General features: G+C 41.1%; 20 protein-coding genes and 1 pseudogene. 9 read left to right on the top strand and 12 right to left on the bottom strand.

Going from position 1 to position 24,202, the window contains the following annotated elements; all coding sequences use genetic code 11:
- Window positions 1-13: 13 nt before the first annotated feature.
- Window positions 14-991, bottom strand: a complete 978-nt coding sequence (locus ACHZA2_RS04915) for a hypothetical protein (protein ID WP_319578770.1) — start codon at window positions 989-991, stop codon at window positions 14-16.
- 198 nt (window positions 992-1,189) lie between these two features.
- Between ACHZA2_RS04915 and ACHZA2_RS04910 the strand changes: the two genes are divergently transcribed.
- The 5 genes from ACHZA2_RS04910 to ACHZA2_RS04890 all read left to right on the top strand — a co-directional run bounded on the left by ACHZA2_RS04910 (window position 1,190) and on the right by ACHZA2_RS04890 (window position 6,309).
- The gene (locus ACHZA2_RS04910) at window positions 1,190-1,852 is read left to right on the top strand and encodes a response regulator (protein ID WP_319578769.1); all 663 of its coding nucleotides are present in this window, start codon (window positions 1,190-1,192) and stop codon (window positions 1,850-1,852) included.
- An 88-nt stretch (window positions 1,853-1,940) separates the two neighbouring features.
- The gene (locus ACHZA2_RS04905) at window positions 1,941-3,038 is read left to right on the top strand and encodes a transposase (RefSeq protein ID WP_319578768.1); all 1,098 of its coding nucleotides are present in this window, start codon (window positions 1,941-1,943) and stop codon (window positions 3,036-3,038) included.
- A 174-nt stretch (window positions 3,039-3,212) separates the two neighbouring features.
- Window positions 3,213-5,054, top strand: a complete 1,842-nt coding sequence (locus ACHZA2_RS04900) for a PAS domain S-box protein (RefSeq protein ID WP_319578767.1) — start codon at window positions 3,213-3,215, stop codon at window positions 5,052-5,054.
- Window positions 5,055-5,313: 259 nt separating this feature from the next.
- Complete coding sequence (locus ACHZA2_RS04895; protein ID WP_319578766.1) at window positions 5,314-5,676, top strand: hypothetical protein; 363 nt, start codon at window positions 5,314-5,316, stop codon at window positions 5,674-5,676.
- Between the two features lie 12 nt (window positions 5,677-5,688).
- On the top strand, window positions 5,689-6,309 hold the full coding sequence (locus ACHZA2_RS04890) for a cob(I)yrinic acid a,c-diamide adenosyltransferase (protein ID WP_319578765.1): 621 nt from the start codon (window positions 5,689-5,691) through the stop codon (window positions 6,307-6,309).
- A gap of 149 nt (window positions 6,310-6,458) precedes the next feature.
- Here the strand turns inward: ACHZA2_RS04890 and ACHZA2_RS04885 are convergent, their stop codons facing one another.
- Window positions 6,459-6,620 carry a hypothetical protein gene (locus tag ACHZA2_RS04885; protein ID WP_319539829.1) on the bottom strand — a complete coding sequence of 54 codons (162 nt, stop codon included), beginning with the start codon at window positions 6,618-6,620 and terminating at the stop codon, window positions 6,459-6,461.
- 61 nt (window positions 6,621-6,681) lie between these two features.
- On the opposite strand from ACHZA2_RS04885, the gene ACHZA2_RS04880 reads away from it, so the two are divergent.
- Entirely contained in the window at window positions 6,682-8,859 is a 2,178-nt protein-coding gene (locus tag ACHZA2_RS04880) for a nitrogenase component 1 (RefSeq protein WP_319578764.1), read from the top strand.
- Window positions 8,837-10,147 (top strand): nitrogenase component 1, encoded by a 1,311-nt coding sequence (locus ACHZA2_RS04875; protein WP_319578763.1) that lies wholly within the window; start codon window positions 8,837-8,839, stop codon window positions 10,145-10,147. The genes ACHZA2_RS04880 and ACHZA2_RS04875 overlap by 23 nt, the downstream gene beginning before the upstream one ends.
- A gap of 224 nt (window positions 10,148-10,371) precedes the next feature.
- Here ACHZA2_RS04875 and ACHZA2_RS04870 read toward each other — a convergent pair whose 3' ends face one another.
- Both ACHZA2_RS04870 and ACHZA2_RS04865 read right to left on the bottom strand, forming a co-directional pair.
- Window positions 10,372-10,635 carry a hypothetical protein gene (locus tag ACHZA2_RS04870; protein ID WP_319578762.1) on the bottom strand — a complete coding sequence of 88 codons (264 nt, stop codon included), beginning with the start codon at window positions 10,633-10,635 and terminating at the stop codon, window positions 10,372-10,374.
- 194 nt (window positions 10,636-10,829) lie between these two features.
- Window positions 10,830-11,990 carry an adenosylcobinamide amidohydrolase gene (locus ACHZA2_RS04865; RefSeq protein ID WP_319578761.1) on the bottom strand — a complete coding sequence of 387 codons (1,161 nt, stop codon included), beginning with the start codon at window positions 11,988-11,990 and terminating at the stop codon, window positions 10,830-10,832.
- A gap of 164 nt (window positions 11,991-12,154) precedes the next feature.
- Between ACHZA2_RS04865 and ACHZA2_RS04860 the strand changes: the two genes are divergently transcribed.
- Complete coding sequence (locus ACHZA2_RS04860) at window positions 12,155-12,328, top strand: hypothetical protein (protein ID WP_319578760.1); 174 nt, start codon at window positions 12,155-12,157, stop codon at window positions 12,326-12,328.
- Between the two features lie 98 nt (window positions 12,329-12,426).
- Here ACHZA2_RS04860 and ACHZA2_RS04855 read toward each other — a convergent pair whose 3' ends face one another.
- The 6 genes and pseudogenes from ACHZA2_RS04855 to ACHZA2_RS04830 form a co-directional block, all read right to left on the bottom strand.
- Window positions 12,427-12,936, bottom strand: a complete 510-nt coding sequence (locus ACHZA2_RS04855) for a type IV pilin N-terminal domain-containing protein (protein ID WP_319578759.1) — start codon at window positions 12,934-12,936, stop codon at window positions 12,427-12,429.
- A complete protein-coding gene (locus tag ACHZA2_RS04850) occupies window positions 12,933-13,640 on the bottom strand; it encodes a type IV pilin N-terminal domain-containing protein (protein ID WP_319578758.1) in 708 nt (235 codons plus the stop codon). The genes ACHZA2_RS04855 and ACHZA2_RS04850 overlap by 4 nt, the downstream gene beginning before the upstream one ends.
- 391 nt (window positions 13,641-14,031) lie before the next feature.
- A complete protein-coding gene (locus ACHZA2_RS04845) occupies window positions 14,032-15,357 on the bottom strand; it encodes a DUF4143 domain-containing protein (protein ID WP_319578757.1) in 1,326 nt (441 codons plus the stop codon).
- Window positions 15,358-16,790: 1,433 nt separating this feature from the next.
- Window positions 16,791-17,690 carry an NHL repeat-containing protein gene (locus ACHZA2_RS04840; RefSeq protein ID WP_319578756.1) on the bottom strand — a complete coding sequence of 300 codons (900 nt, stop codon included), beginning with the start codon at window positions 17,688-17,690 and terminating at the stop codon, window positions 16,791-16,793.
- A gap of 63 nt (window positions 17,691-17,753) precedes the next feature.
- A pseudogene (locus ACHZA2_RS04835) lies at window positions 17,754-18,776 on the bottom strand (NHL repeat-containing protein); the annotation flags it as partial.
- Window positions 18,777-18,819: 43 nt separating this feature from the next.
- A complete protein-coding gene (locus ACHZA2_RS04830) occupies window positions 18,820-20,112 on the bottom strand; it encodes a Yip1 family protein (protein WP_319578755.1) in 1,293 nt (430 codons plus the stop codon).
- 224 nt (window positions 20,113-20,336) lie between these two features.
- Here ACHZA2_RS04830 and ACHZA2_RS04825 point away from each other — a divergent pair, with 224 nt between their 5' ends.
- A complete protein-coding gene (locus ACHZA2_RS04825; protein ID WP_319578754.1) occupies window positions 20,337-21,164 on the top strand; it encodes a DUF4013 domain-containing protein in 828 nt (275 codons plus the stop codon).
- A gap of 1,289 nt (window positions 21,165-22,453) precedes the next feature.
- On the opposite strand, the gene ACHZA2_RS04820 is transcribed toward ACHZA2_RS04825, so the two are convergent.
- Window positions 22,454-23,182 (bottom strand): ABC transporter permease, encoded by a 729-nt coding sequence (locus tag ACHZA2_RS04820; protein ID WP_319578753.1) that lies wholly within the window; start codon window positions 23,180-23,182, stop codon window positions 22,454-22,456.
- Window positions 23,179-24,162: an ATP-binding cassette domain-containing protein gene (locus ACHZA2_RS04815; RefSeq protein WP_319578752.1), complete on the bottom strand. Its 984-nt coding sequence runs from the start codon at window positions 24,160-24,162 to the stop codon at window positions 23,179-23,181. The genes ACHZA2_RS04820 and ACHZA2_RS04815 overlap by 4 nt, the downstream gene beginning before the upstream one ends.
- Window positions 24,163-24,202 lie beyond the last annotated feature (40 nt).

The following is a 24,202-nucleotide window of genomic DNA, read 5'->3' as shown; positions in this document are numbered from 1 at the left end:
AAAAAGAGTGTTTTTATGAGATTGTCTCCATTTGTGTTCTGATCTTTTCTGTGAGTTCATCGCGTGATCCGGTGATGAACTCGTGAACCAGAATGTCAGGTTCTATAAGTGAGATGATATCGTTACATTCTTTTTGTGAGAAAGGCCGATGCTCATCAATATGTGGGATATGGTGGATCAAGGCTGCCATCTTCTCTCTGTAGGTCAGTGCTTCAAACCCTTCCGGAGGAGGACAGTGAAAGTAGGTCTTTTGGTACATCCCGGATGTGCTGCACTGAAGATGAATGGACCTGATCCGATCTCTGGTTGCAGGTGATAATCTCTTCAGGGTTTTGAGGACTTTGGTTATTCCTTCCTGTTCGGTCCTGACCTGGAGATGATTCATGAGATGGCCGGTGTCAAGGAGGAAGATCCAGTTGTCAAACTGCAGGAGGTCCATGAAGTACTGGAGTTCTTCATCTGACTGATACGTCAGTCCGGGCCACCAGAGATTTTCAAACGCAATAGGAACCGGGGGCTCGCCACCGGGATACGAAGCAGCAACGGCATTCACAAACGATGCAGCAGCAAAGAGTACATCAGATGATTTTTTTCGGAACTTCCTGGTGAAGACCTCATCAAGTTCGACATGTGAGATATGTAATACACCATACGAGGCGTTGAGATCATGTGCCGTGTTGAGAAGCGAAGAGAATCTGCAAAAGAGCCTCTTTGGATCTTCTGCTCCAAAAAAGTACTCGATCTCGGCCGGTTCGGCATTATCAGGGATAGAATGGTGATCGGTCCATGTCCGTGTCCAACCAAACCAGCCAGGAAAATGTATGGTTTTTACAAGATCGGATGGTGGCTGATTCTCTCCTAAATCTGTTCCATACAGGAGTTCAACCCCATCAAGCCCCTCCTCACAGCAAAACTGCTGAACCTCCTTCCAGTCGTTGTTGAACCGCTCCAGATCAACCGCATATGTTGAAAAATTTACAAGTTGCTGCACAGTACTTCAGTACTTGTCATCCGGATAAGTAAGTTTTTTTGTTTTAAAACCAAGAATATTGTAGAAATGGATCGAAACCTCACACGGCTTCCTGAAACCGTACCAGTTCTTGCTGGGAATATTCAGGGATCTTTTAGGGTATTGGGAGTTTGAAATGGTTGTTGATCGTAAACCCGTCAATTCTGATTAGATATCGATATGCTTTCCATACTTTATGTTGATGATGATCCACTCCTTCGTGACCTGACCCGTCGCTATCTTGAGCGTGATGACGGTGTTCATGTGGATGTTGCGCCAGATGTTTTCATCGGGCTTCAAAAGTTCTCATCCGGTCGGTATGATGCAATCGTATCAGATTATGAGATGCCCTTTCGTGATGGTATCTCATTTCTTCAGGAGATTAGGTCATCAGGAGAGACTATTCCGTTCATCCTCTTTACCGGCAGGGGACGGGAAGATGTGGCAATATCTGCACTCAATAATGGGGCTGATTTTTACCTCCAGAAAGGAGCAGGTTCGTGCCAGTATACTGAACTTCTCAACATGATTCATACTGCCGTTGATCGTCACCGTGCGAGAGAGGAGATAGCAAAAGCACACCAGATGATGAAGGACATCATCAGTCATCTACCGGATCCTACTTTTACAGTTGACCTGAATGGGAAAGTTATTGCCTGGAATGAGGCGATTGAGGAGTTATCAGGAATATCTGCTCACGACATGATGGGTTTGGGCGATTATGCATATGCGATCCCATTCTATGGAGAGAAACGCCCTCTGATTCTTGATTACCTCCTACGTCCTCACGATGATATCGGTGAGGCCGTCCAACGAAGGTCCTATTATATAAATAGTTCATAAAATTTCTCGACTCTCCACTCTTTTTTCATTTCGTTAATTGCCGTGGGACCGATTTCGGCACCATTATATACTATTGAAACTGGCCTCTATGCTCGTTGGCTCAAACGAAAAAAGGACATTACATGGGACTGTAAATCCAACAAATAGTGTTTCAATCAGTACATTACTTGGAAAAATGGATCTTACCCAGATTGAAATTGAATTGCACAACCATCTCAATTACAGCCAAACTCGAAAATGGTTATATTCACCAATATTATTATTCAAACTCTTGATTGTCCATTCCTTTCGAAAACAATCCTATCGAAAATTCATCAAATCACTAACACTTGAAGATTGCATTGCTCTTGGAATTCCTGAAATAGAGCCCGGAAGATATCATATTCCCTCTGCAAGTAATTTACATGATTTTGCTTACAATCGTTTGCGATTAGACGGCTTTAAGAAGATCATGTACCTAAACGGAGCCATTGCATGTCAATCTATTCAGAATGGTCACGGAATGGTTGATTCAACCCCTATTGAAGCCTCAAGATATGATAAATATGCTAAATATAATCCCCATTACGCTTGCAGGATGCACAAATATCACATATTTCATTTAAACAACTTTCCACTGTATGGAATATTTTCTGAAGGTAATGCTCATGATTCCCCATATGCAATCCCATTAGCTGAAATTGTTGGTACAATGAATCCAAGCATGATCAAAGTTCAACTTGATGGTGGCTATGATTCCTTCATGATTTATGCGAGATACTGGAAAATTTTCAGAATTCAGCCACTAATCGATCCAAGCAAGAACGCAATTTTGAACATAGAGGGGACAATTGAGAGAATTGATCATTGGGTAAATAAAATGTGGAAGAAAGGGGGAGACATTCGAGATTCTATTGAGAAAAAACTACTATTTCTCACGAATAACGGAAGGGAGAAACAGGTTGGGATGTATCTTCGCAATCAGAACTTACTTAATCCAAATTTCAGAGTTGAATACAAATCAAGGGCAGATTGTGAAAGAACTCATTCACACATGAAACGAATGTTTAATTTCAGTGTAAAATGGATTCAGAAAAGATCTAAAGAATTTTACATGACATTGAATCTCATTTCATATCAGTTTGTATTACTTGCAAATTTAGTAAAAAACCAAGGAAAGGGTCAGGATCTATCAAAATATTACTGAAAAAATAAAATACAGATATCCCATTAAGTAGCGAATGCTATCGAGTTTTTAGTTATTTTTCGTCTTTTAACTGTAATTTTGGGTAGTTTGGATGTTGATTCCCATCCTTTGCAGTGCGTGTATCTTTCATTCTATTGTAAAAATTGGTAGTTCGACAAAAAGCGAATCATTTGATTGACAATCTGTCCAATCTACATCTTCTCATTGGACAGCCTCATCGGTAAAAACTACAAAAAACCAGAAAAAACGGAAAAAGGCTACACCGGGAGTACTACCTGCACCATCAACGGAGTCAAGAGGACGTTCTGGGTGAAGGCTACCCGATTTTCAGATCCCAAGGGAAATCTTTCAGGAGCTATTGAATCCATCCGGGATACAACAAAGCGTGTCAAGCTGCTCCATACACTTCAGAACTCACGGAATCATTTTGAAAATATTATTGAACACCTCCCGGATCCTACCTTTGCAATCGATAAGAATGGATCTGTGATCGCATGGAACCGGGCTATGGAGTTATTCACCGGAAATAGAAAGGCAGAGATTTTGGGCGCAACTGACCGGGCATATGCATCTGCAATCTATGGAGATAAACGGGACACGCTTGTCGATTATCTGGTACACGGAGCCAGTGTAAATTATTCCCGGTATACATCAGTAGAGGTTGGGAGATGCGTAATCAGTGGATATGCCTGTATTCCCTCGTCTTTTCAGACCGGGGATCGGATTGTCTGGGTGGTAGCAGGGATGTTATCAGATCAGGAAGGGCAGCCATATGGTGCAATTGTGACGATTCGGGATATCTCCCACATCATGGCAATTGAAGAGGAATTAAAAAAGAAGCAAGAGACACTTGAGAGTTCATATGAAGAACTGGCAGTTTCGCAGGAGGAATTGCGCGAAAGTTATGAGACACTATATGAATGGAAGAGACTGCTTGAAGAGAGTGAACTCAAGTATCGGACTCTGGTAGAAAACAGTAACGACGCGGTATTTCTGATACAGGACTCCCGGTACATCTACGTAAATCCCACATGTTCAACGATATCAGGGTACTCTGAAGGAGATCTCTACGATCTGGATATCTGGAAGACTATCACTCCGGCTGATAGGCCTGCCCTTCGATCCCAGGTTCAGATGGTTATGAACGGAATTACAGGCCATTTGCGGTATGAGACATCGATTCAGGCGAAAGATGGATCAACAAAGATGGTTGAATTTGTTTTTGCTCGTATTCAGTATAATGGCAGAACAGCCCTTCTTGGTAGGGGAAGAGATGTCACTGATCGCATCCGGGCTGAACGTGCACTTATTCAGGCTAACCAGAAACTGCATCTCCTCTCTTCTATTACCAGACATGACATCAAGAATCATCTGACCTCTCTTCAGGCTGCTCTGTCGATCGTGAACGAATACAACACCGGGGAGGATACTGAAGTTCTCTTAAATATTGCCAATAGGTCAGTGCAGAATATCGATCAGGCGATCTCATTTACAGCTCTGTATCAGGACATCGGGATATCAGAGCCAGTATGGTCTGATCTTCAGGAATCATTTTCTTCATATGCGGACCTGGCTCGTTCTGCAGACATTGAGTTTCACATTCTTCTCACCTTCCCGGTAGAGGTATCTGTGGATCCTCTCTTTTCCCGGGTATGTTACAATCTCATTGAGAATTGTATCAGGCATGGGGGGTCTGTAAAGACCATTACAGTCTCATCCCATATGAGTGGAGATATCCTTCTGATTCATATCGCAGATGATGGGGAAGGAGTGGCCGACGATGAGAAGAAGAAGATCTTTCTCAGAGGGCATGGAAGAAATACCGGGATGGGTCTCTTTCTTGTTCGCGAAATTCTAAAGATCACAGAGATAGAGATTTCGGAGATTGGAAGAAAGGGAGAAGGTGCTATCTTTGAGATGGTAATTCCGTCTGGCAGGTATCGGCATGTCAGCATCTCACAGGATAAAACTGAAAATTCATCAATCATCAATATGGATCCCCTGATATCTGAATAAAGTAAGTGATCCTGAACTATACTATCTTCAACCTGGCAATTGTGCAAATATTTACTTGAAAGGTTCTTTTCATAGGTCTTGCTTCAGGTTACCAATGGGCCACTTTTAGGGTTTATTATCCTGTTTTTTTACATCAGAAGATGAAGCAGGGATTAGGATCAATTATAGGGTTGTCATCTGTAAGAAAAAATAGCTCTAATGGTTTTGTTATGATCAGTCATAGGAAACCATTTTTAGTATAAACAACTTATTTTGATCTATGGCAAATTTTTTTGGCCTGAAGCCTAACTCAAAACTTCGTAGTTCTGTAGAAAAGTTTGAGAACAAAGTTTCCATCAGGAGGAATAACAGGCGTCTTTTGGGAAAAGTGTACGCAGACATCACTGATGATCAGTGGGCGGTCTCGATCGCATACAATCTGGCTGTTGACCCAGGGCTCTGGGGAAAAGAGAATGATCTTGAGGTGAAGTACTCATACAATCCTCAAGGAGAGATGATCGTCAGCCGGATGGATACATCACGCGGGGATGATGTCCCGGTACCAGCGTTTATGTTCCATAATCCGAACGAGTTTGTGATCTGGGCTCTTCGAAAAGAATCTGATATGGCCCATCCAGCGTAACCAGCATTGTCCATGACAGGAAGCACCAGCACACACCATCCACCAGCATACTCCAATACCACCGGGGGGCAGATTGGACTTTCTCAATCCTGCTCCTCATCTCTGAAAGATCGTTTGGCCAGGCAGGGGTATGTTCAGATTTACTGTGGTACAGGGAAAGGGAAGACGACTGCAGCGCTCGGCCTTTCCATGAGAATTTTACTGACCGGAGGTTCGGTCTTCTTTGCTCAGTTCTTCAAAGGGATTAAAACAGCAGAACTTGGACTCTGTGCTCTTTGTGATCGGTTTGTGATAGAGCAGTACGGGACTGGAAATTTTGTGTCAGGACTCCCGGGTCCGGGTGAGATTGCGGCTGTACACCGTGGGATGAAACACTGCCATGATGTTCTCAGATCAGGGTGTTTTGATCTGGTTGTTCTGGATGAGATTCTGATGTGTGTTGCATATCAGGTTATTACTACTGAAGAAGTTCTGGCTCTGATTGAGGTGAGAAAACCCCATGTTGAGGTGGTGTTAACCGGAAGAAAGGCTCCTGCAGAATTGCTTCAAGCAGCTCATCTCGTTACTGAAATGAAAAAGATCAAGCATTACTATGATAATGGAGTCAGAGCCCGGGAAGGTATTGAGTTCTGATACCTATGTTTTGAATGATCGAGCCTAAATTGATTCATATCACTTCATCGACCATTGTGCCCAATACTGATTATTGTTTTTCACTCATGCATTTCTGTGTATCAACAGTTCTTTCTGGAATACCTGCTGAGATGGGCAGAGATTTTCAATCAAAGGGGTATAACCTCAGCAGTTTCCAATAGCATTTCTTCAACTGGGTATATCATGAGGAGGAAATATCGTTCTAAATTATTACCTTGCCAGATGGAGCCTTGTTTTGCACGGCTGATCTCAACTGTTCTTCCTGACCGGATTATCGTTATACCTGGCATCCTCCGCAGATCTCAAAAATTGTTACTGAATTCAGGATTATGAGCCCTGGGATCTAAACTTATGAAGTTTGCAGTATATGGAAAAGGAGGGATTGGAAAATCCACCATCTCGGCTAATATTTCTGCATCGCTTGCTGAGGATGGCATGAAGGTTCTTCAGATCGGGTGTGATCCTAAACATGACTCCACACGCCTCCTGCTTGGTGATATTATCCCAAGAACCGTTATGGATTATGCTAAACAGACAATCCCCGGGCAGCGTCGTCTTGAAGATATTCTTTTCAGAGGATACCGGGGAGTCGCCTGTGTTGAAGCAGGTGGACCTGAACCTGGTGTTGGATGTGCAGGGCGGGGTATCATCACCATGTTTGAACTCCTGTCAAATCTGGGTCTCAATTCTCATCAATTTGATGTTACCCTGTATGATGTCCTTGGAGATGTGGTGTGCGGGGGATTTGCAGTTCCTGTCAGAGAAGAGTATGCCGATGCTGTGGTTATTGTGACATCAGGTGAGTACATGTCTCTGTACGCTGCAAACAACATTCTCAAAGGGATCCAGAATTTTACATCTGAAACAGGGAGAATTGCAGGAATCATCTTCAATGAGCGGGGATTAGATGACGAAGAGGTACGGGTTGTAAGGTTTGCGAACGCAGTATCCCTCCCAATTATTGCTCACATTCCTAAGAGTACTCTATTTGCGCAGGCAGAGAAAGAAGGAAAGACGATCCTGGAACTCTTCCCTGAGTCCAGGGAAGCTTCTATCTTTAGAGATCTTTCTGATCATATCAAAAAAATCAGGACCGGGTCAGGTGACTGCCTGTATACTGGCAGCCCGCTTTCTGATTCTGACCTCGAACACCTGCTCCTTGAGCGAAAACATACTCATACAGCAGAATCCTATGGGCCAATTTTGGCTTCAGAAAAACCAAAGGCTTTAGAATACTCTTCATCGGTTAGGAATAAACGACCACTTATTGGATGCGCATTTGCCGGTGCAGTAGTAGTGACAACTCAGTTTACCGATGCAGCAACGATAATGCATGCACCTGCCAGTTGTTCTCTCATGATCAGGGAGAAGATTATCGGCACCGAGATGAGAATAACCCGAATCTCAAATGTTCCGTATCATGGTTCAAGTGCAGAATCACTGTTTTGTACCAATCTTTCTGACAATGAATTTATCCATGGGGGAGAGGAATCCCTGACACGTGTTTTAGAAGAAGTAATTGACAAAGGATACTCCTGGATCTTCATCATACCTTCCTGTGTACCGGGTCTGAATGGTGACCGGGTCAGATATGTTATAGATCAGATGAAAGAAAAAAAACCTGGAGTCGAGATCATTGTAATTCAGGCTGATGGTAACATAGCCGGAGATTTTACCCAGGGAATGATTCTGACATACCAGGAGATATTTCAGCATCTTCCTCCCATGACACGGACAACAGGTGATCGCTCGGTTACCCTGGTAGGAGAACGAGTCTTTGCTCCAGGAGAAGAACGAAATATCAGGGCGATCGAAAAACTTTTGAATCATCTTGTAGTAACCCTGAATTGCCGCTTACTCTGCCGTTGTTCTGTGAAGTCACTCAGAAAAGCACATGATTCGTCACTCTTTCTTCCTATTGATCATAACGATTACTCGGGAAGTATCAGGACGTTCATAGAGTCAACATATCACCGGCCGTTCCTCAACTACCCCCTTCCCGTTGGGCGTATTGAGACTGAAATCTGGTTACGTGCAGTGGCAGATGTCTTTGATCGTAAGGATTGTGCTGATATGATGATCCGGGATGCATGGATTGAGTATGAAAAGAAGCTCCTCAGGTCAAGGGAGATTCTGAAAGGGAAAACAGTTCTGATAACAACACAACGCCGATCAATCGACTGGATTCTGGATCTGGCTATTGATCTCGGGATGAAGGTTTTACGAGTGGGTATACTGTATTCACCATTTAATGACACATTTCAATCACGATACGAGAAGACGATAGATTTCTGTTATGACTATGATCTACAGAAACGCTTGACAGATATCAGGGTTCTGAAACCTGATCTGGTGCTCTATACCTATCCATCCCTTTCACCAGAAGAACATGCAAAGAGCGATCTTATTCCATACTCTCCGGGTCTCGGTTTTTTTGCAGGAATCAGGTGGGCTGAACGATGGAGTCGGATAATCAAACTCCCGAACAGTGAAGGATGGAGGAAGGATGGAGGAAGGATGGGGGGATGACATGATTGACGATGCAGATGGATTTTTAGGGTCTCTACTAACTATCGAGGGGATTGTTGATGCTCGTGCGATGATCAACGGGCCGAATGGGTGCAGAGGATATCCTGCGTATCTTTCAGATCGCCTCCTGCCCAGGGATACCTGCCTTACCAGGAGAAGTTTTGAAGAACTGTTCTTTTTCGGCCAGTCACGGATTCCCTGCACATACCTGGATGCTGATGATTACATTGCCGGATCGACAGCGAAACTTTCAGCAATTCTGCCACTCATTGCAGAGAAAGGAGATACCCTAATTGCTATCGTCAATTCTCCCGGTGCATCATTGATAGGGGATGATCTGAACCGGTTTATCAGACAGGCAGGTCTTGCCAGGAGATGTATTGCCTTTGAGGATGCATGGTATTCTAAGCCTTTACCCGCAGCATCTGATGAGACGGTGGTAGCGTTACTTGAATGGCTTTCCTTAAACAACCTGCCAAAAGTTAAAAGAGGTGTAAATCTTCTTGGGCTTTCTTTATATCAGCGGTATTGGGAGGGGAATGCTCGTGAATTAATTCATTTGTGCACGTTGATGGGGCTTCATGTAATTTGTAAATGGACTGGTTCTCCTGTTGCAGAGATCAGGGAGTCTACTTCAGCCTCTCATAACCTGGTTATTTTTCCGGAGTATGCCACAAAGACAGCTGCCTGGTATGAAAACAAGTTTGGTATTCCTCCAGTGATATCCCCGGCTGGTGCACCGATCGGTTTTTCAGCAACTGAAGTCTGGATCCGTACAGTGGCAGCAGCTCTCAGTGTCGATCCGGGTTTAGCCCTTGATTACCTGAATTCACAAAAAAACAGGGCTTATCATATTATTAGCAGATCTTCTCATGAAGCATCATCGATCCGGGGGCTCACGTTTGGGATTCGGGCCGACATTTCTGTAGCATTACCTTTGATAACATGGCTCTATTCGTATCTGAATATGCTACCGGTCTGTATAGAGGTTGGACAAGGAGGAGATGAAAAGCAGCACAGATCGCTTATCAGATTTTTAGAGGACCATACTCTTTCTTCAGCGTTAGGAGTGAGTGCAGAGTCTGCATCACCAGATTTTTACTTTGCAGAAGGGATTTTCGGAGAACATTTGGCGTTGTCAGGAGTCTGCAGGAGTTATTTTGATCTCTCTAATAGGATGTATACTGATCTTGAGTTTATTCAGAGAGCACTTATTGGTGGAGTTGGATCATTGATGCTTTTGGAGTATATATTCAGGGATCATATGAATGGGATATACAGTGAATAATCCGTAAAATTCTAAATCCATCAACTATCAGAAGCGTTAATATTTGTTACTGGGTGTATCAAAACACCAATGAGGCGCTGCCTCATTGGTGTTTTATTATGCTCTTCTACCATGTACAATATCCTACGATATGAGATGGTTTTTTATTATCGATAGATATATTTTGAACTCAAACAAGCGATAATTCTTTGCAAAATCCGGATCTAATTCATCAATCCTCCAGTTTATTTTATTGCCGTAATTACCATCATAATCAGTATCAACAGATATGTGATAATAGCAATGATGCCAAAGAAACGGACAACATTCTGTAGTGAACTGTGTTCTATTGCATACGCCTCTTTTTTTCGATGTTCGGAGTCGTGAGGATGGTAGTCTGCCATCATTTTATCATTAACCCATTCAATGGCAAAAGATCCGGAATAACCACACTTACTACAGATATCTTTTGGAAAAGTTGTCCATGGATCAAATGATCTATACTCCATGCGTCCGTTACACACCGGACAGCGCTTAATTCTTCCGGATTGTTGCATCTTGTTGCTTATAAGTATTGAAGTAATAAATCACTTCTTAAATTATCCTGAAGTTAGCATCATAAAATTTGTGTTGATATTCTGTAAGGATTGGATAAAAAATATGGAAAATTTATCTTATTACCTAGATTCTTAAAAAGAAGAGATTAGCCTAAGATATCAGTTCGTGAGAGACATCTCTGTTTAGCCATGTATGCAATAGTAATCTTAAGGTTGTCAAGTATACTCTGTTGATGAGTAAGTGAGAAGCTGCAGTCACCTCCTTGAATTCCCGTCAGGTCAGGTATTGCCTGAAGCAGACGAGACGCAGCATTCTGCCCCGCTACTGCAGGAATCAGCCCCCATGAGATCTCATCATGAATATGAATGACTGCAGAAACTGCTGCGACCAATCCCGGTTCACATGCTATCTCTCTGAGTGCTTCGATGAACCTGGCTCGTCGATTCTCACCATCCAGTTTCGTTGCAGCAGACCAGACCTCTTCTTCAGTGATACCAAACCTGGCCAGTCTGACCATCAGGTTTCGCTGGGATAGAGTGTTCAGGCCAGACTGCCTGTTGAGTGCCTCAGCAGTTGCTTTGATGACAGTGGTCCCAATAAGTTCGCCAAGTTTTGAATGTTTACCGGCATCAGTCAGATGTTGAGAACTTGTAGAATCTGCAATGATAGCGATGCCATCGGTTCCAGATCCAGTAGCAATACCAGACGAGTACTGGCTCTGTGCCATCAGCTGCTGGAGTGCAACACTCTTCGCTTCAGTAGCAGTCATTACAGTCTGAATGCATGTTCGTTCGGGAAGATCTGCATTGATGATGAGGATGGTGTTTATAGTCCCCCCTATTGGTGATATCTTCCCCGATTCCTGGTAATAGGATGCAGGATCTCCTGCACGCCCTCCATTAACTTCTATGCCTGCGGTAATCAGTGCAGTCACTTCCAGGCCACGAAACGACTCTGTTACTACTGCTGCGTGCTTCATCTTTGCTGCGGTAAGGAGTCCGGCTGTAGTATCTGGATCCAGATGCAACCGTTCTGCAGTTATGGCTAGATAGGACTCAACACTGCCTCCCTCAAGTTCATGCGAGTGAATTGCTGCATGAGATAACTGATGATTATATACAGCGGTGAGATCACGCCGGAAACCTCCATTTATCGTTGCAGTTGAGAAGACTACTCTGCCAGCAGAGAGTTTTACAATAATTGAATCATCTGTCCTGGAGACTGACTCTCCTGATGATGTGATGAAGAGATCGTTCGAAGAACTATTATGATGCTCAATTTGCTCAGGGTCTTTGTGATCAGACATGGTTATTCATCTCCTCGTGGTTCAGGTGTGATTGATTGGTGGGTGTGAAAAAATTCCTGTTATTACCCCAAAAAATCAGAGCTCAAACTGTTTGATTCTTTTGAAATATTTCTTCGGCGATCTTTTTTATCCCTATAGGTCTTGTATACTCGTGGTGAAGAACAATGTATGCAACATTGACAGGACAACAACTTGAGAAGGTACAGGCACTGGAGAATGAACTCGGATTGTACATTCTTGCAGCTCCGAAGTACAAACCACTCAAACCTGAACAGGTCCAGGATCTCAATGAGATGGAGAAGAAACTCGGTGCCGTGCTTATTGCTTACGAATCATAACTTTTTTCAGATATTCAAACCCGGTATCCCAGGTATACATGAGCTTAACAAAAATTGACCACGTGATACGATCAAAAAAGGGTGTTGATAATATTGGATTAAGAAATTGTTCCACGGCAGATTGTTGCAGAACTCTTCTTGTCGATGATCATCCATTCATCGCCTTTCTTGAATGAAGCGGAGCCAAAGGCAATAGTAGATGGATCTTTACCTGGTTTATCAGTATACCATCCAAAATCAGTCCCCGATAATACAAGCCTATCCCCTGGGCTGAATGTCGTTGAATCTTTCCCCAATACTTTGAATCCCTTACATATATTGGTTCCAGCATCTGTGGCAGATAACGTAGCTTTGGTATCTCCCTGAATAAAGACCACTGAAATTGAGTCAATTTTTACAGCATCTCCTCCCTTGTGTTGAAATGTCGCATTGTGTGTTGGAAGATCAGTCGATTCTTCGATAGAAGCTTGAGGTGCTTTTGACTGACCACCTGCCAACCCACTTGCAAACCCACTGACTACTGCAGCAATGATAATGGTAACCACAAGCATGAGAAGAATACCAATAACCGGTGAGACTGCATCTTCCAGAGTTCTTTTTGTTATCATTCGATCGTCACCTCTTTGTCGAAGATTGTTTTTCCACTGGGTTTGTCAACAACCTGGACCTTTATCGTTTTTGTTGCAACGAATCCGGTATTCAAATCACTACAGTTAAGGCCAGTTAAATTGTTTAGACCTAGATTTACCTGAGGAGTACTTACACTTGGATTGGTCACATATTCCGAATACATTGCCGAAGTGGTTAAAATATCTCCTGGACGGAAAATCGCAGATTCATTACCAAACCAACCGGGCGCATATTGGTTGCTGGATGTTGCATATCCGAATCGATTCAGATCATTAAGAAATAATGGTGCACAGTATTTAGTATCTATATATCCACCAATCGTCCAATCTGATCTTCCGGGAACGGCCACCTCCCCTTCAAGGGTTCCTTGAGTTAATTCACTGGTTGACTGGTTTTTAAAGAATGTTGTTACTTTCAAATTTTTGGTTGGAAGAACATCTCCGCCCATATGCTTAATAGTAAATGCCGGAACATAATCTCCAGAACTTGTTCCTCCCTGCAATTCTGCAGCTTTTACATGCACCTCTAATGAGGCAGTAGGAGCCTTTGTTGTTCCACCCGTCAACCCCCCAGCGAACGAACTCACCACTGCCGCGATAATAATCGTGACCACGAGCATCAGCAGTACACCAACTACCGGTGAGACCGCTGATTCTTTACTATTTACACGAACCTCTCTCATACAACCATCTCAAATTTACTGGAGCTAAGACAATTTTCTCTTAGCTAAGATCCACATTATTGCCTTAATGTAAAAAAAGTTTTGTGGAAATTATGACAATTCGTTCTCTGCACCAGATTTCATTCGAGACATACAAGAAAAATGGTCAATCGCGCAAAAAAAAAGATTATAAGATCAACACGGTTTTTTGTTTCTATTGAAGTAACGTAAGGTCAACGAGTCGTCATTTTTCATGAAATCATATAAAAAAGGGATTATAAGATTATTCCTGATTAAGAGGAGGAATCATCCTGATTTCAGAATTAGTTCTGAATTTATATACGGTATTCCCTATTTCGGATGACAATGGTTTTGAAATTTTTCAAAGAAGACTCCATCAAATGACTGCTCCTCAAAGATACGCCTTCAGTTTCCAGATAAGGTATAGTGGAATCTCCAGAATATCACCGTATTCGTCCGAATGCCGGGCAATATCTTTGAGACTGGTCCGGACGGCAACACACGGACTAAATTTTTTCCTGTACTCAACAAGACTTCTTGAACGGGTTCTTCTGGCTGATTTAACCTCGATCGGAATGACATCAACCCCTTCCTGAATGATATAATCAACCTCAGCGATCCCGCCGGATTTCCAGAAGAAGGGTCTTTGAAAATCGTTCGCAATTAATTCTGTCAACACAAAATTTTCCGTGAGAATGCCCCTCATGTCTGCGGTAAGCGAGGTGGTATCAAAGATCACATCTGCCGGGAATTTACTCATTCTGCGTAAAAGCCCTACATCAGCAAAATAGATCTTGAAGAATGTACTGTCACCATATGTTGCAACAGGAACATATGGCCGCTCTATCTTTTCGACCTTGTAGATGAGTCCGGCTGATATCAACCAAAGCAGGGAGTCCTCCAGGTCCCGGGCCCGGAGCCCCTGTTTTACGTGGGCGAATATAAATTTCTGATTGTCCTTTGCAAGTTGGGCAGGGATTGCATTCCATATCAGAGAGAGTTTAGGGAATTCGGATACCGATGCATATTTTACAAAATCTTTTTCATACGTATCAAGAATTCCTGTTTGTATCGATTCTACAATCCCTATATCCCTTTCATGTATCCATGATCTGACAACCTCGGGCATACCACCCGTGATCAGATATTCATGATAGGCTTCCTCCAGTTTTCCGGTAAATACAGCGGATACATCCTCGTCCGGGGACAAATTATGAAGATATTCGTAAAGGAGTTCTTCATCCTTTGCAAGGAGAAATTCAGGGAAATTAAGAGGATACATCTTAATCATCTGCACCTTGCCAACGGGAAATGAGATATTTTTTCCCATCTGTGCTATGGCTACTCCTAACAAGGACCCGGCAGCGGCAATGTGGAGTTCGGGCAGGTTTTCACAGAAATATTTGAGAGAGGTTATGGCACGAGGGCAGATCTGAATTTCATCTAATATAAGGAGGGTTGTTCCAGGCTGAAGAGATTTATTCCGTATAATGGCGAGATCTTTGATTATCCTTGAAACATTCAGGTCACCATCAAATATCTTCTCCAGCCGGTTATCATATTCAAAGTTGAAATACGCGATATCTTTGAATTCCGCCTCACCAAAATCCTTTAGAATCCAGGTTTTCCCACACTGGCGAACTCCTTCAATAATCACCGGTTTCCGATCTACACCGTCTTTCCACTTAAGTAACGTATCGTATATGAATCGTTTCATGAAAATGATCTTTCATTTTTAAGTATATATTTTGTGTACTGTGAACACATTTTTACAACTTATTATGTGATCAATGAACACATTAATCCAGCTTGAGGTTAAAAATAGTGGTTATGAAAGAACAATTTAGAGAATAATTACGGGTAAGAAACAATACATATCCCTAAATATCTTGAATTATAGGGAATATTTAGAATAAGACTTTCATCTAATTAATTCATCTTTTATATCCTATAAAAATTACAACGGATCACTAAATTACCAGCCATAAGACCTAAAAATTTTCATGGTTTCAGATGTTAACGGTAAAGCCGTTCATGCGGGTTTTGGAGGAAATTTGATTATATTATCCCCAATGATATCAAATTCTGTTATTTAAAAATTTTTTGTCCATAGGTATTTTGAGATGGGCTATAAATCTGTAACAATTTAAAGTATTTCAGTAAATATTAAGAAAACCATATGAATTATCATCTAATCCAACGTAAAAAAAATGTAGATCATAATGTGCGAAACATACAAGATTCCCAGTATAAGGATTTGTTTCCTTTCAATTTGAATAAGTAATCGACCATATCATTTATGATATCAATCTCGAAAATAGAGCCTTTTCCGCCTTTTCATATTGGGACGTTATGCCCATTTATAGAGATGAGTCGATCATCATATCGATTTCAATTTGATTAGTCATAGCATGCCGCCATAAAACGATATTTGTGCCTTATTTAAATAATGGGGCCTTATTTAAGGTATTTTTTTACTAGTAATATCCACATGCAAAAAATGCGGTGTTTTTAAGAAATAGGCTATTTAATAGCCTATTTTTATAGAGACAATGGGTACTTCACTGACCCTCTAAAATAACGTTAATTTGAGGATGCTTTTTAATTAGTGGGACCGGAATCTAAATATTAGGATTAGTCCGTTAGTACATAATTTGGATAGGGTACTCCATAGTTTTTGGCAATACCCCAAAACATCGGATTTTTAAAAGGTTTGATACATAACTCCTTTGTAGAATTCGGATTTTATAATATCCGGATCGAAATTGATCAGTCAATTTTTAGGAACGAATTTAATTAAGGTGACAGCCCTATTTCCATTTATTTAATTATATAATTATATAAATGAATATTTATCTTAAAATTGATTATTTAAAGATTTGGCCATGTCTGAAAATCAAGTGATTATCCAAACATAATTCGGAGACTATTTCAATAGTCTGCAAAATTAAAACACACTAAACAGAGCTAAATTATATTAACGTCGATAATTTGTCATTGAGTGATTGAGGAGTAACTATACTTATGCAGTCTTTTATCACTTCAATCACTTGATTTTCAGACAGAGCCGGATAATGAGTAAAATATTTGAAATAGACCCTGATTCAGGCTTATTCGTGTCGAAATTTTCATAATATTCTGTTCCCTCATTCATAGCGCCATTAATTTCTCCCATGTTTTATTCCACCATTCATCCATCGATCTGCTGAACCTGGCATATTGTTCATCCAGAGATACCTCTTCTTCTCTGACCGGATTTTTGTTCTTTACCATGGTATTGCCATACCCTGTATCATTTCCATATTCCAGTGAAATGATCTCGCCGGTATAGGTACTGGTTGTTATAAACCCAGAGGGAGTTTTTATCAGCCCGTACATTCTGGGCTTATCATATGGCCCAATATATTCTGGAATAAACTCATGGAGAAATGTTCCGTTTTTATCAAACTGCTGGATTCTGAAATTATTTGTATCAGAAACATACACCGTCCCATCAGTATCAATGATGATTCCGGTTGGAATGAAAAACCGTCCCGGATCATCCCCTTTTGCTCCCCATGTATTTAGCCATGTACCATCTGGTGAAAAGACTTCAACCCGGCAGTTCTGACTGTCTGTAACATAGACCATTCCCTCTTTTTCTACTGCAATACCCCAGGGTTCTCTGAATTCAGTATCTTGTACACCTTCTTTTCCCCAGATTGTAAGAACAGTTCCATTCGGACTCAGTTTAACTATCCGGTTATTTCCTGTGTCAGCAACATATAATGATCCATCCGGTCCGAAGGCAAGGCCGGTCGGCCTGTTAAACTGACCTGGATTGGTTCCATGAGATCCTATTTCTGAAAGATAGTGTCCATCTGGTGAAAATCGTTCAATTTTTCCATATCCCTGGTTTGTAGCATAAATGATACCAGATGAATCGATGGCAATTCCCCCTGGATTTTTATATCTTCCTCCCGGAACTGATGAAGAGTCGATTGAAAAGATGATGTTTCCCTGCAAGTCTGTTTTAATTACCCTATCATTCTCTGAATCTGCTATGAACATCGTGTTATCCGGGTTCAATAGAATAGTAGTGGGAAATTTCAAAGGGGGTGAAATCATTTTTCTTATGTGAAGGTTTTTCTCGGATGACTGAACCGGGGTGACCTGAATACGTGTAATGGAACTGGTTTGTGATTCTCCTAGAATCAGTCCTCCATCCGAATTACATGCAATAATCGGGAAAAAACACATTTTGTGGGGTATTTTTCCCGTGTATACCAAGTTTCCCGAGGTATTTAGGACAAGGATTTCAGCTCTCGAAACTCCTGTAACATAAAGATAACCATCAGATCCGATTGCAATATCTGCCGGATGAAACTCGTTCGGGTGTGTATATTGTGCAAGGTTCCATTCACTGATCAGATCTCCATCCTTAGAATATTTGAAAATAGAACAAGAACCCATGTCAATAACATACAAGGCCCCATCTTCATCAGTTACCATCGGTCCAGGTGATCCAATAATTCCCCCTGTTTTGACAATCTGCCAATCTTTTTCAAGATTTCCTGTTTTATTTATTTTTCTAATAATCTTGTTTATCGGTTCAGTAACATAGATAGTACCATCCTGATTAACTGCTATCTTTTTGGAGCCAAAATGACCAACACTTGTATTTTCCGGGATAATTATTGTCTGAAGAAGGCTTCCAATCGAATCAAATAAATAAATGACATCTTTTCCTGAATCTGGGACATACACCCTATCATTCAACCCCACTGTTATCCCTCCAGGATTAATTTCATATCCTGTTCCGTTTTTCCAACCGCCCCAGGATCGCAGAGAACTACCATTCTTTGAAAATACCTGGATCCGGTGATTATTTGAGTCAGAAACATAGATGGTATCATCCGTTCCGGTTGCTATGTCTGATATTCCATCAAATTCTCCCGGAGATGAACCAAATTGACCCCATTCTTTTAAGATATCGTATTTGAAAGGACTTGATTCGGTATTGGTGATCTGAATCACAAAAGTACTTTCACCGTATATTGGGATGACGAAAAGCAAAAAACTGATTAAAACAAGCAGAATTTTTCTCTGGTACTGTGATACAATATTTCTTCGATAAAAAAAATGCTGAAAATACATATTCATGCTCTGGTGTTTTTTATGTATAAAGCAAAACATGGAATCATTCCGAAGAAAAAGGAAGAGTAAACCTGACTGAATCAAGAATGTCAGAAAACTCCCTGCTATACTGATCATAACCCGCTGCATAGGATGTCATATGGAATGAATATCGCATTCCATTCGCATCAACCCAGACAAGATCTTCATATAGGGAGACCTCAGGCTCACCCTTCATGGTAAAGGGCTGGTTGCCCCAAAAAAACGAGTTATTTCGTTCAGATATCAACTGCATGTGCACGATAGTTCCGATTCTATTGTCAATCCGGATTGGTGATTGGTTAATCAAATCATAGTTTAGAAGAGTCTGCTGGGCAATATCAGTCCTCACTGCTTCTTCAAGGGACCGGGATTCTACCTGACTTCCAGTCACCTTAATCGGCCACATATAGTGATGCGAGCGTTCTGACATCCTCTGACTGAGCATACCCTTTTCTCCGATGGATGAACGTTTTTCTTCTCGTTGATTTGATGAAATAATAACATACGATTCTCGGGATATTTCCTTAGTTTTAGTAGTGTTCACGTTCCAGTCGGCAGGGAAAAGAAATGCAATTCCCATTCCCACATTTCTATACTGCGACCAGTTATGGTCAGGAGTTAAGAAGATTGGCTCACTCTGATTCATAGTTTTCGTTTCCGAGGTCAATCTGTCTGGTGAAAGCCCAACGGATGCTAAAAATCCCTGCATAAAGAGAAACCCAAACCCGAAGATGAGAATAAGCACTGCTAATCCGAGAACCTGATTTCTATTGGTGAGACTGTTAAACGCCTGAAATCCCCTGGTGGCAATGATTGTCATCCAGATGAATCCGATTAATGGTAAACAGGGGAGAATATAGAGTATAACAAAGAACGTGACAAATATACGGGTGATAAGTGCTGCCACAATGCTTAATAAAAACTGACCGATGATCAGAAGAGAGAACGGAACCTGGGCATAACAAAATATGATTATTATATTTTGAATCTCTGCTGGTATTCTGAAAAGTCGAGTTCCCAGGTATGTTACAAGAACAAGAACAAAAATAAACCCAATATAACGCAAAAAAAAGTATACAAGAGTCTGGCCATATCCGGGAAATAAATCCATGAATAACGCTGGAGTCATACGGGGATTCACGAACGAAAAGACTATGGTGGAGAGTGCATAACTGAGCATGACACCCAGTGAAAGGATACCAAATAGTATGAGAGGTTGTTTTACTCCTTCTTTCTGTTTTATGGCAAAAAACGATGCCGGATGAAGAAGCAGTGTTTTGATCTCAAAGGTGGCGGACATATCATTGATACTCATTTTTGTGATATACAATCCTGAAATCTATGAATTAAACATTTAAAAAATATGTATTGAATTAACTCCACGCAAAAAATTTATCCATAATTAAATTTAATTTTAGTTGCGATACATATATGAACATATCTGAACGAATTTCTGAATCATTTCATTATGTCATTGATGGGGTGATTCGACAACCAAGAACATGGATTCTGTTATCTCTTCTCGGAACCGGGGATTTCATGATTAATGTCGGAGAGAAATCACTCATACACAAATATGTACCTGAATTAAAAATTGGGTTTCCAATATTACTCCCTCCGCCTTTCAATCAATGCGCATTGCATATAGTAATCGTTCTGATCTTCGTCGGAATAATACTGATGATAGTGCAGGCAGGATATATTACCAGGATCTATCGGGGTCTGTCACCCGCTCCACAAGTCAGAGACTGGAAAAATCTTTTCAGGGACGGGTTTTCATTCTCGGTAATTGGTCTTGTGTACAATATTATACCCATGTTAATTGCCATCTTTACCGTGATTTTACCATTATACCGGACAATCAAACAATTTAATCATGTCTCATCAACCCCTCATCCTCTCGTGCTCTCACCCGAATTACTTCAGAGCATCGGTATTGCAATCGGTGGACTTTTATTATCCGTGCTGCTGTTCATCGTCTTTAACATTTTCGGGATTATTGGTCTTATACGGTTTAGTAGAAGTGGCAGTATCAGATCAGCATTTGAAATATCGGAAATTTTAAAGAAAATTGGAAATATCGGATGGATTCGGTACCTGTTATCACTCCTCGTATTGCTCTTTGTCGTCTTCTTGTTCTCAGTTGCTTCCACTATAATAGCCCTAGTTCTTACACTCATCGGATTTATAGCGGGATTTCTTATACCTGGGGCACAAGAAATTAAGATTGGCATTCAAATCATCATAACATTCTTTTTTGATGTTTTGATTATGGTATTTAATGCCAGGTATCTCACCGTGTTATATGATAACGGAACCGAGCCAATCCAGAAACCAACAATATGCTCTGGGGAATCAGAATTTTAATTAAAATAAACCTAATCAAGCATTATTTAATCTTTTTGAAAACTCCTTCTAAAAAAGATCCGTACCTTGAGATTAAAAATATGAGTAAAAGTAAGCCGAATAAACAGATTACACGGTCTTGGTTAATTACATATATCAGATCAATGGTGGGACCTGAACCATTTCCTTATGCTCAAAACAGATGGGAAGAAGCAATTCTCGGATTTTCGGTACTCCTTATCTTGATCTGGATAATTTTCACAAATTTGTACTGAACCTCATTTTTCATTAGATGTAAAAATAAACGACCGTGTCTGAAAATCAAGTGATTATTCGAACATAAATTTGGGGACTATTTCGATAGTCTTCATTAATAAAAACACACTTAACAGGGCCAAAATTTAATTAAAGTCGATAATTTGCCCATTAAGTGATTGACGAATAACTATACCTATACAATGTTTTATCACTTCAATTACTTGGTTTTCAGACAATGCCGATAGGAATCAAACAGAAGTATCTGTATCCCAAACTTTGCAATATATTAGGAAATATCTTCGATGGGCTCTGGTAGAAGCTGCCCATTCAGCTGTCAAAAGACCCGGAAAACTGAACGACTACTTCAACAGCCTTCTGCCTAGAAAATGTTATAAAAAGGCAATCGTTGCTGTAGCACGCAAAATTTTACGGATCGTTTGGCATCTTTTAGTCAACGATGAGATGTATATCGATGATATACCCAGAGTAAAAAGATTCAGATTCCAAAATTACCTGAAAGAATCGAGAAAATTGGAATAACCAAGATTCTTCAGCTTCTGTCCAGAGGAGCCGAGTTAATTGTTCAAGAAGAGGGTAAGGAGATTATGAGAATAAATGGATCAAGGCAAGTAGGTTAGTGGAGATTTTCATGGGAATATCTCACATCTCCAGGATAATATTCCGGAGATCCAAAATCAGTACTGGTTCAATCAGTCTCGTAATATCGGCAATTCATTCTTCCTTAAGGTATATTACAAAAATACAATGATATCAAGAAATGAAGTACTTATTGAGGGATAAATAAGGGTATTACATCAAAATAACATTTAACTTTTAAGTATATATTTTGTCATAAATGAACACATTAATCCAACTTGAGATTTAAAACCGTGGTTTTGAAAGAACAATTTAGAGAATAATTTCTGTTCTTCTCTTTTTCATGAAATCAAAAAAAGGGATTCCCGGATAATTCCTGATAAAGAAGAGGGATCATCCTGATTCCAGAATTCGATCTCATTACATGTATGGTATTCCCTATTGATGTTCTATTTTCAAACTTTCACCTTTCTGAATGCATAAACAGCAAAACAGACAACAACCAGGGAGAGACCGGATAAAACCCCGATCTGAGTAACCGGTACCGCACCGCCCTGCATAATCCTGATTCCATCGATTGCAAAACTTAACGGGTTAACATACGCAAACACCCTGAGCCAATCCGGCATCGAATCATACGGCATCATCGCTGAAGATGTGAAAAAAATAGGCATCGAGATCATTGCAGTCACTGCAGCATACTGGTCATGTTCACCAACATAGATCGCCAGTGTTATGGAAAATGCAGAGAGAAGCACTCCGAAAATGACCAATATCAGATATGTAGTCAGTACTTGGAGAGGAGAATAAAGCCGGGCACCAAGCATGAATGCAAATCCCAGAATAATAGTCGACTGAATCAGGCCTCGTATCGTGATGACAAGGATCTTTCCAAAGAGAATCGATTCACGGGGAGGGGGAAGGGCCAGAAATTTATTAAAAAAGCCAAGCATTCTATCCTGAATAATAAGCCCTCCCCCTGAAAGTGAAGCCGAAAGTGTGGTCATGGCAAGGATACCGGGAGTTACAAAATCAAGATAATGATCAGTAAATCTGATCGGAAGTGCAAGCCCCACAAAAACAAGCCATGCAGCAGGAAGAGCAAGTGCTGATACAAATCCCCATCTTCCTCTGATCCATCGGATGAGATCACGCCTGCAGTAAACGAGAATGGGATTCATCATCGCTTCCCCATCATATTTCTAAATGAAATATTGTTGAAAGGCGTCAGATCTTCCTCTGGATCTATCAAATGGAGGAAAACATCGTCTAGAGAAGGCCTTCGGGTTGACATTGCAAGGACCTGGATTCCCTGTTTAGCCAGAGTGTCTTTTATCTGTGGAAGTGCTTCGTCTCCACGATCCGCAAAGAATGTAAGGACACCGTCATCACTACTCACAAACCTGACCCCTGGAACCGATATCGGAAGAAATGATCCAGAAATTGTAATCGTTACAATATCCTGTGCAATCATTCCCTTCAGATTATCAGGAGTGTCGATGGCCTTGATCACTCCTTTATCGATAATAGCGACCCGATCACAGAACTGATCTGCCTCATCCATATAGTGAGTCGTAACAAAGATGGTCATCCCTGAATTTCGAAGAGTCCGAATGTGATCCCAGATCTTCTTCCTGGCAGAGACATCAAGGCCGACAGTAGGTTCATCAAGAAATAATACCTTGGGGTTATGAACCAACGCCTGTGCCAGTTCAAGCCGCCGCCTCATTCCCCCAGAATAGACTTTTGCAAACTCATCAGCACGATCAGAAAGTTCTAAAATATGTAATACTTCATCTGTTTTTTGTTCAGGATTCTTTACTCCGTATAGGTCTGCAAAAAACCTGACATTTTCTCTTCCTGTCAGTCTAACATCTACTGCCATGTCCTGAGGGACGTAACTTATTGATTCCCTGACCTTTGTCGGTTCAGTATGGATGTCATATCCACAGACCTCAGCGGTTCCGCTGGTCGGATTGAGGAGTGTAGTGAGCATAAGAACCGTTGTGGTCTTCCCAGATCCGTTTGGTCCAAGTATTCCGAATACTTCATTACCCACAGAAATGTTCATCCGATGTACTGCACAAAGACTGTCAAATTTTTTTGTCAGGTCATGGATAACAATCTGATTTGTATTATTTTTGTTGGCAATTTCTAAACCCATCACGGTTCCACCAGTTTCCTATTTAGTTTCGTGTCGTCCT

Source organism: uncultured Methanospirillum sp., from assembly GCF_963668415.2.
Taxonomy (GTDB): Archaea; Halobacteriota; Methanomicrobia; order Methanomicrobiales; family Methanospirillaceae; genus Methanospirillum.
This window is presented reverse-complemented; position numbering and strand designations above follow the sequence as displayed.

Bases quoted from the DNA above. Each gene is read 5' to 3' on its own strand.
- ACHZA2_RS04890 (WP_319578765.1), top strand. From the start codon at position 5,689: ATGACAGGAAGCACCAGCACACACCATCCACCAGCATACTCCAATACC.
- ACHZA2_RS04820 (WP_319578753.1), bottom strand. From the start codon at position 23,182: ATGATGAATCCCATTCTCGTTTACTGCAGGCGTGATCTCATCCGATGG.
- ACHZA2_RS04910 (WP_319578769.1), top strand. From the start codon at position 1,190: ATGCTTTCCATACTTTATGTTGATGATGATCCACTCCTTCGTGACCTG.
- ACHZA2_RS04855 (WP_319578759.1), bottom strand. From the start codon at position 12,936: ATGATAACAAAAAGAACTCTGGAAGATGCAGTCTCACCGGTTATTGGT.
- ACHZA2_RS04860 (WP_319578760.1), top strand. From the start codon at position 12,155: ATGTATGCAACATTGACAGGACAACAACTTGAGAAGGTACAGGCACTG.
- ACHZA2_RS04865 (WP_319578761.1), bottom strand. From the start codon at position 11,990: ATGTCTGATCACAAAGACCCTGAGCAAATTGAGCATCATAATAGTTCT.
- ACHZA2_RS04830 (WP_319578755.1), bottom strand. From the start codon at position 20,112: ATGAGTATCAATGATATGTCCGCCACCTTTGAGATCAAAACACTGCTT.
- ACHZA2_RS04905 (WP_319578768.1), top strand. From the start codon at position 1,941: ATGCTCGTTGGCTCAAACGAAAAAAGGACATTACATGGGACTGTAAAT.
- ACHZA2_RS04885 (WP_319539829.1), bottom strand. From the start codon at position 6,620: ATGCCAGGTATAACGATAATCCGGTCAGGAAGAACAGTTGAGATCAGC.
- ACHZA2_RS04880 (WP_319578764.1), top strand. From the start codon at position 6,682: ATGAAGTTTGCAGTATATGGAAAAGGAGGGATTGGAAAATCCACCATC.
- ACHZA2_RS04875 (WP_319578763.1), top strand. From the start codon at position 8,837: ATGGAGGAAGGATGGGGGGATGACATGATTGACGATGCAGATGGATTT.
- ACHZA2_RS04850 (WP_319578758.1), bottom strand. From the start codon at position 13,640: ATGAGAGAGGTTCGTGTAAATAGTAAAGAATCAGCGGTCTCACCGGTA.
- ACHZA2_RS04870 (WP_319578762.1), bottom strand. From the start codon at position 10,635: ATGGAGTATAGATCATTTGATCCATGGACAACTTTTCCAAAAGATATC.
- ACHZA2_RS04815 (WP_319578752.1), bottom strand. From the start codon at position 24,162: ATGGGTTTAGAAATTGCCAACAAAAATAATACAAATCAGATTGTTATC.
- ACHZA2_RS04895 (WP_319578766.1), top strand. From the start codon at position 5,314: ATGGCAAATTTTTTTGGCCTGAAGCCTAACTCAAAACTTCGTAGTTCT.
- ACHZA2_RS04845 (WP_319578757.1), bottom strand. From the start codon at position 15,357: ATGAAACGATTCATATACGATACGTTACTTAAGTGGAAAGACGGTGTA.
- ACHZA2_RS04840 (WP_319578756.1), bottom strand. From the start codon at position 17,690: ATGTTCATAGCAGATTCAGAGAATGATAGGGTAATTAAAACAGACTTG.
- ACHZA2_RS04825 (WP_319578754.1), top strand. From the start codon at position 20,337: ATGATTAATGTCGGAGAGAAATCACTCATACACAAATATGTACCTGAA.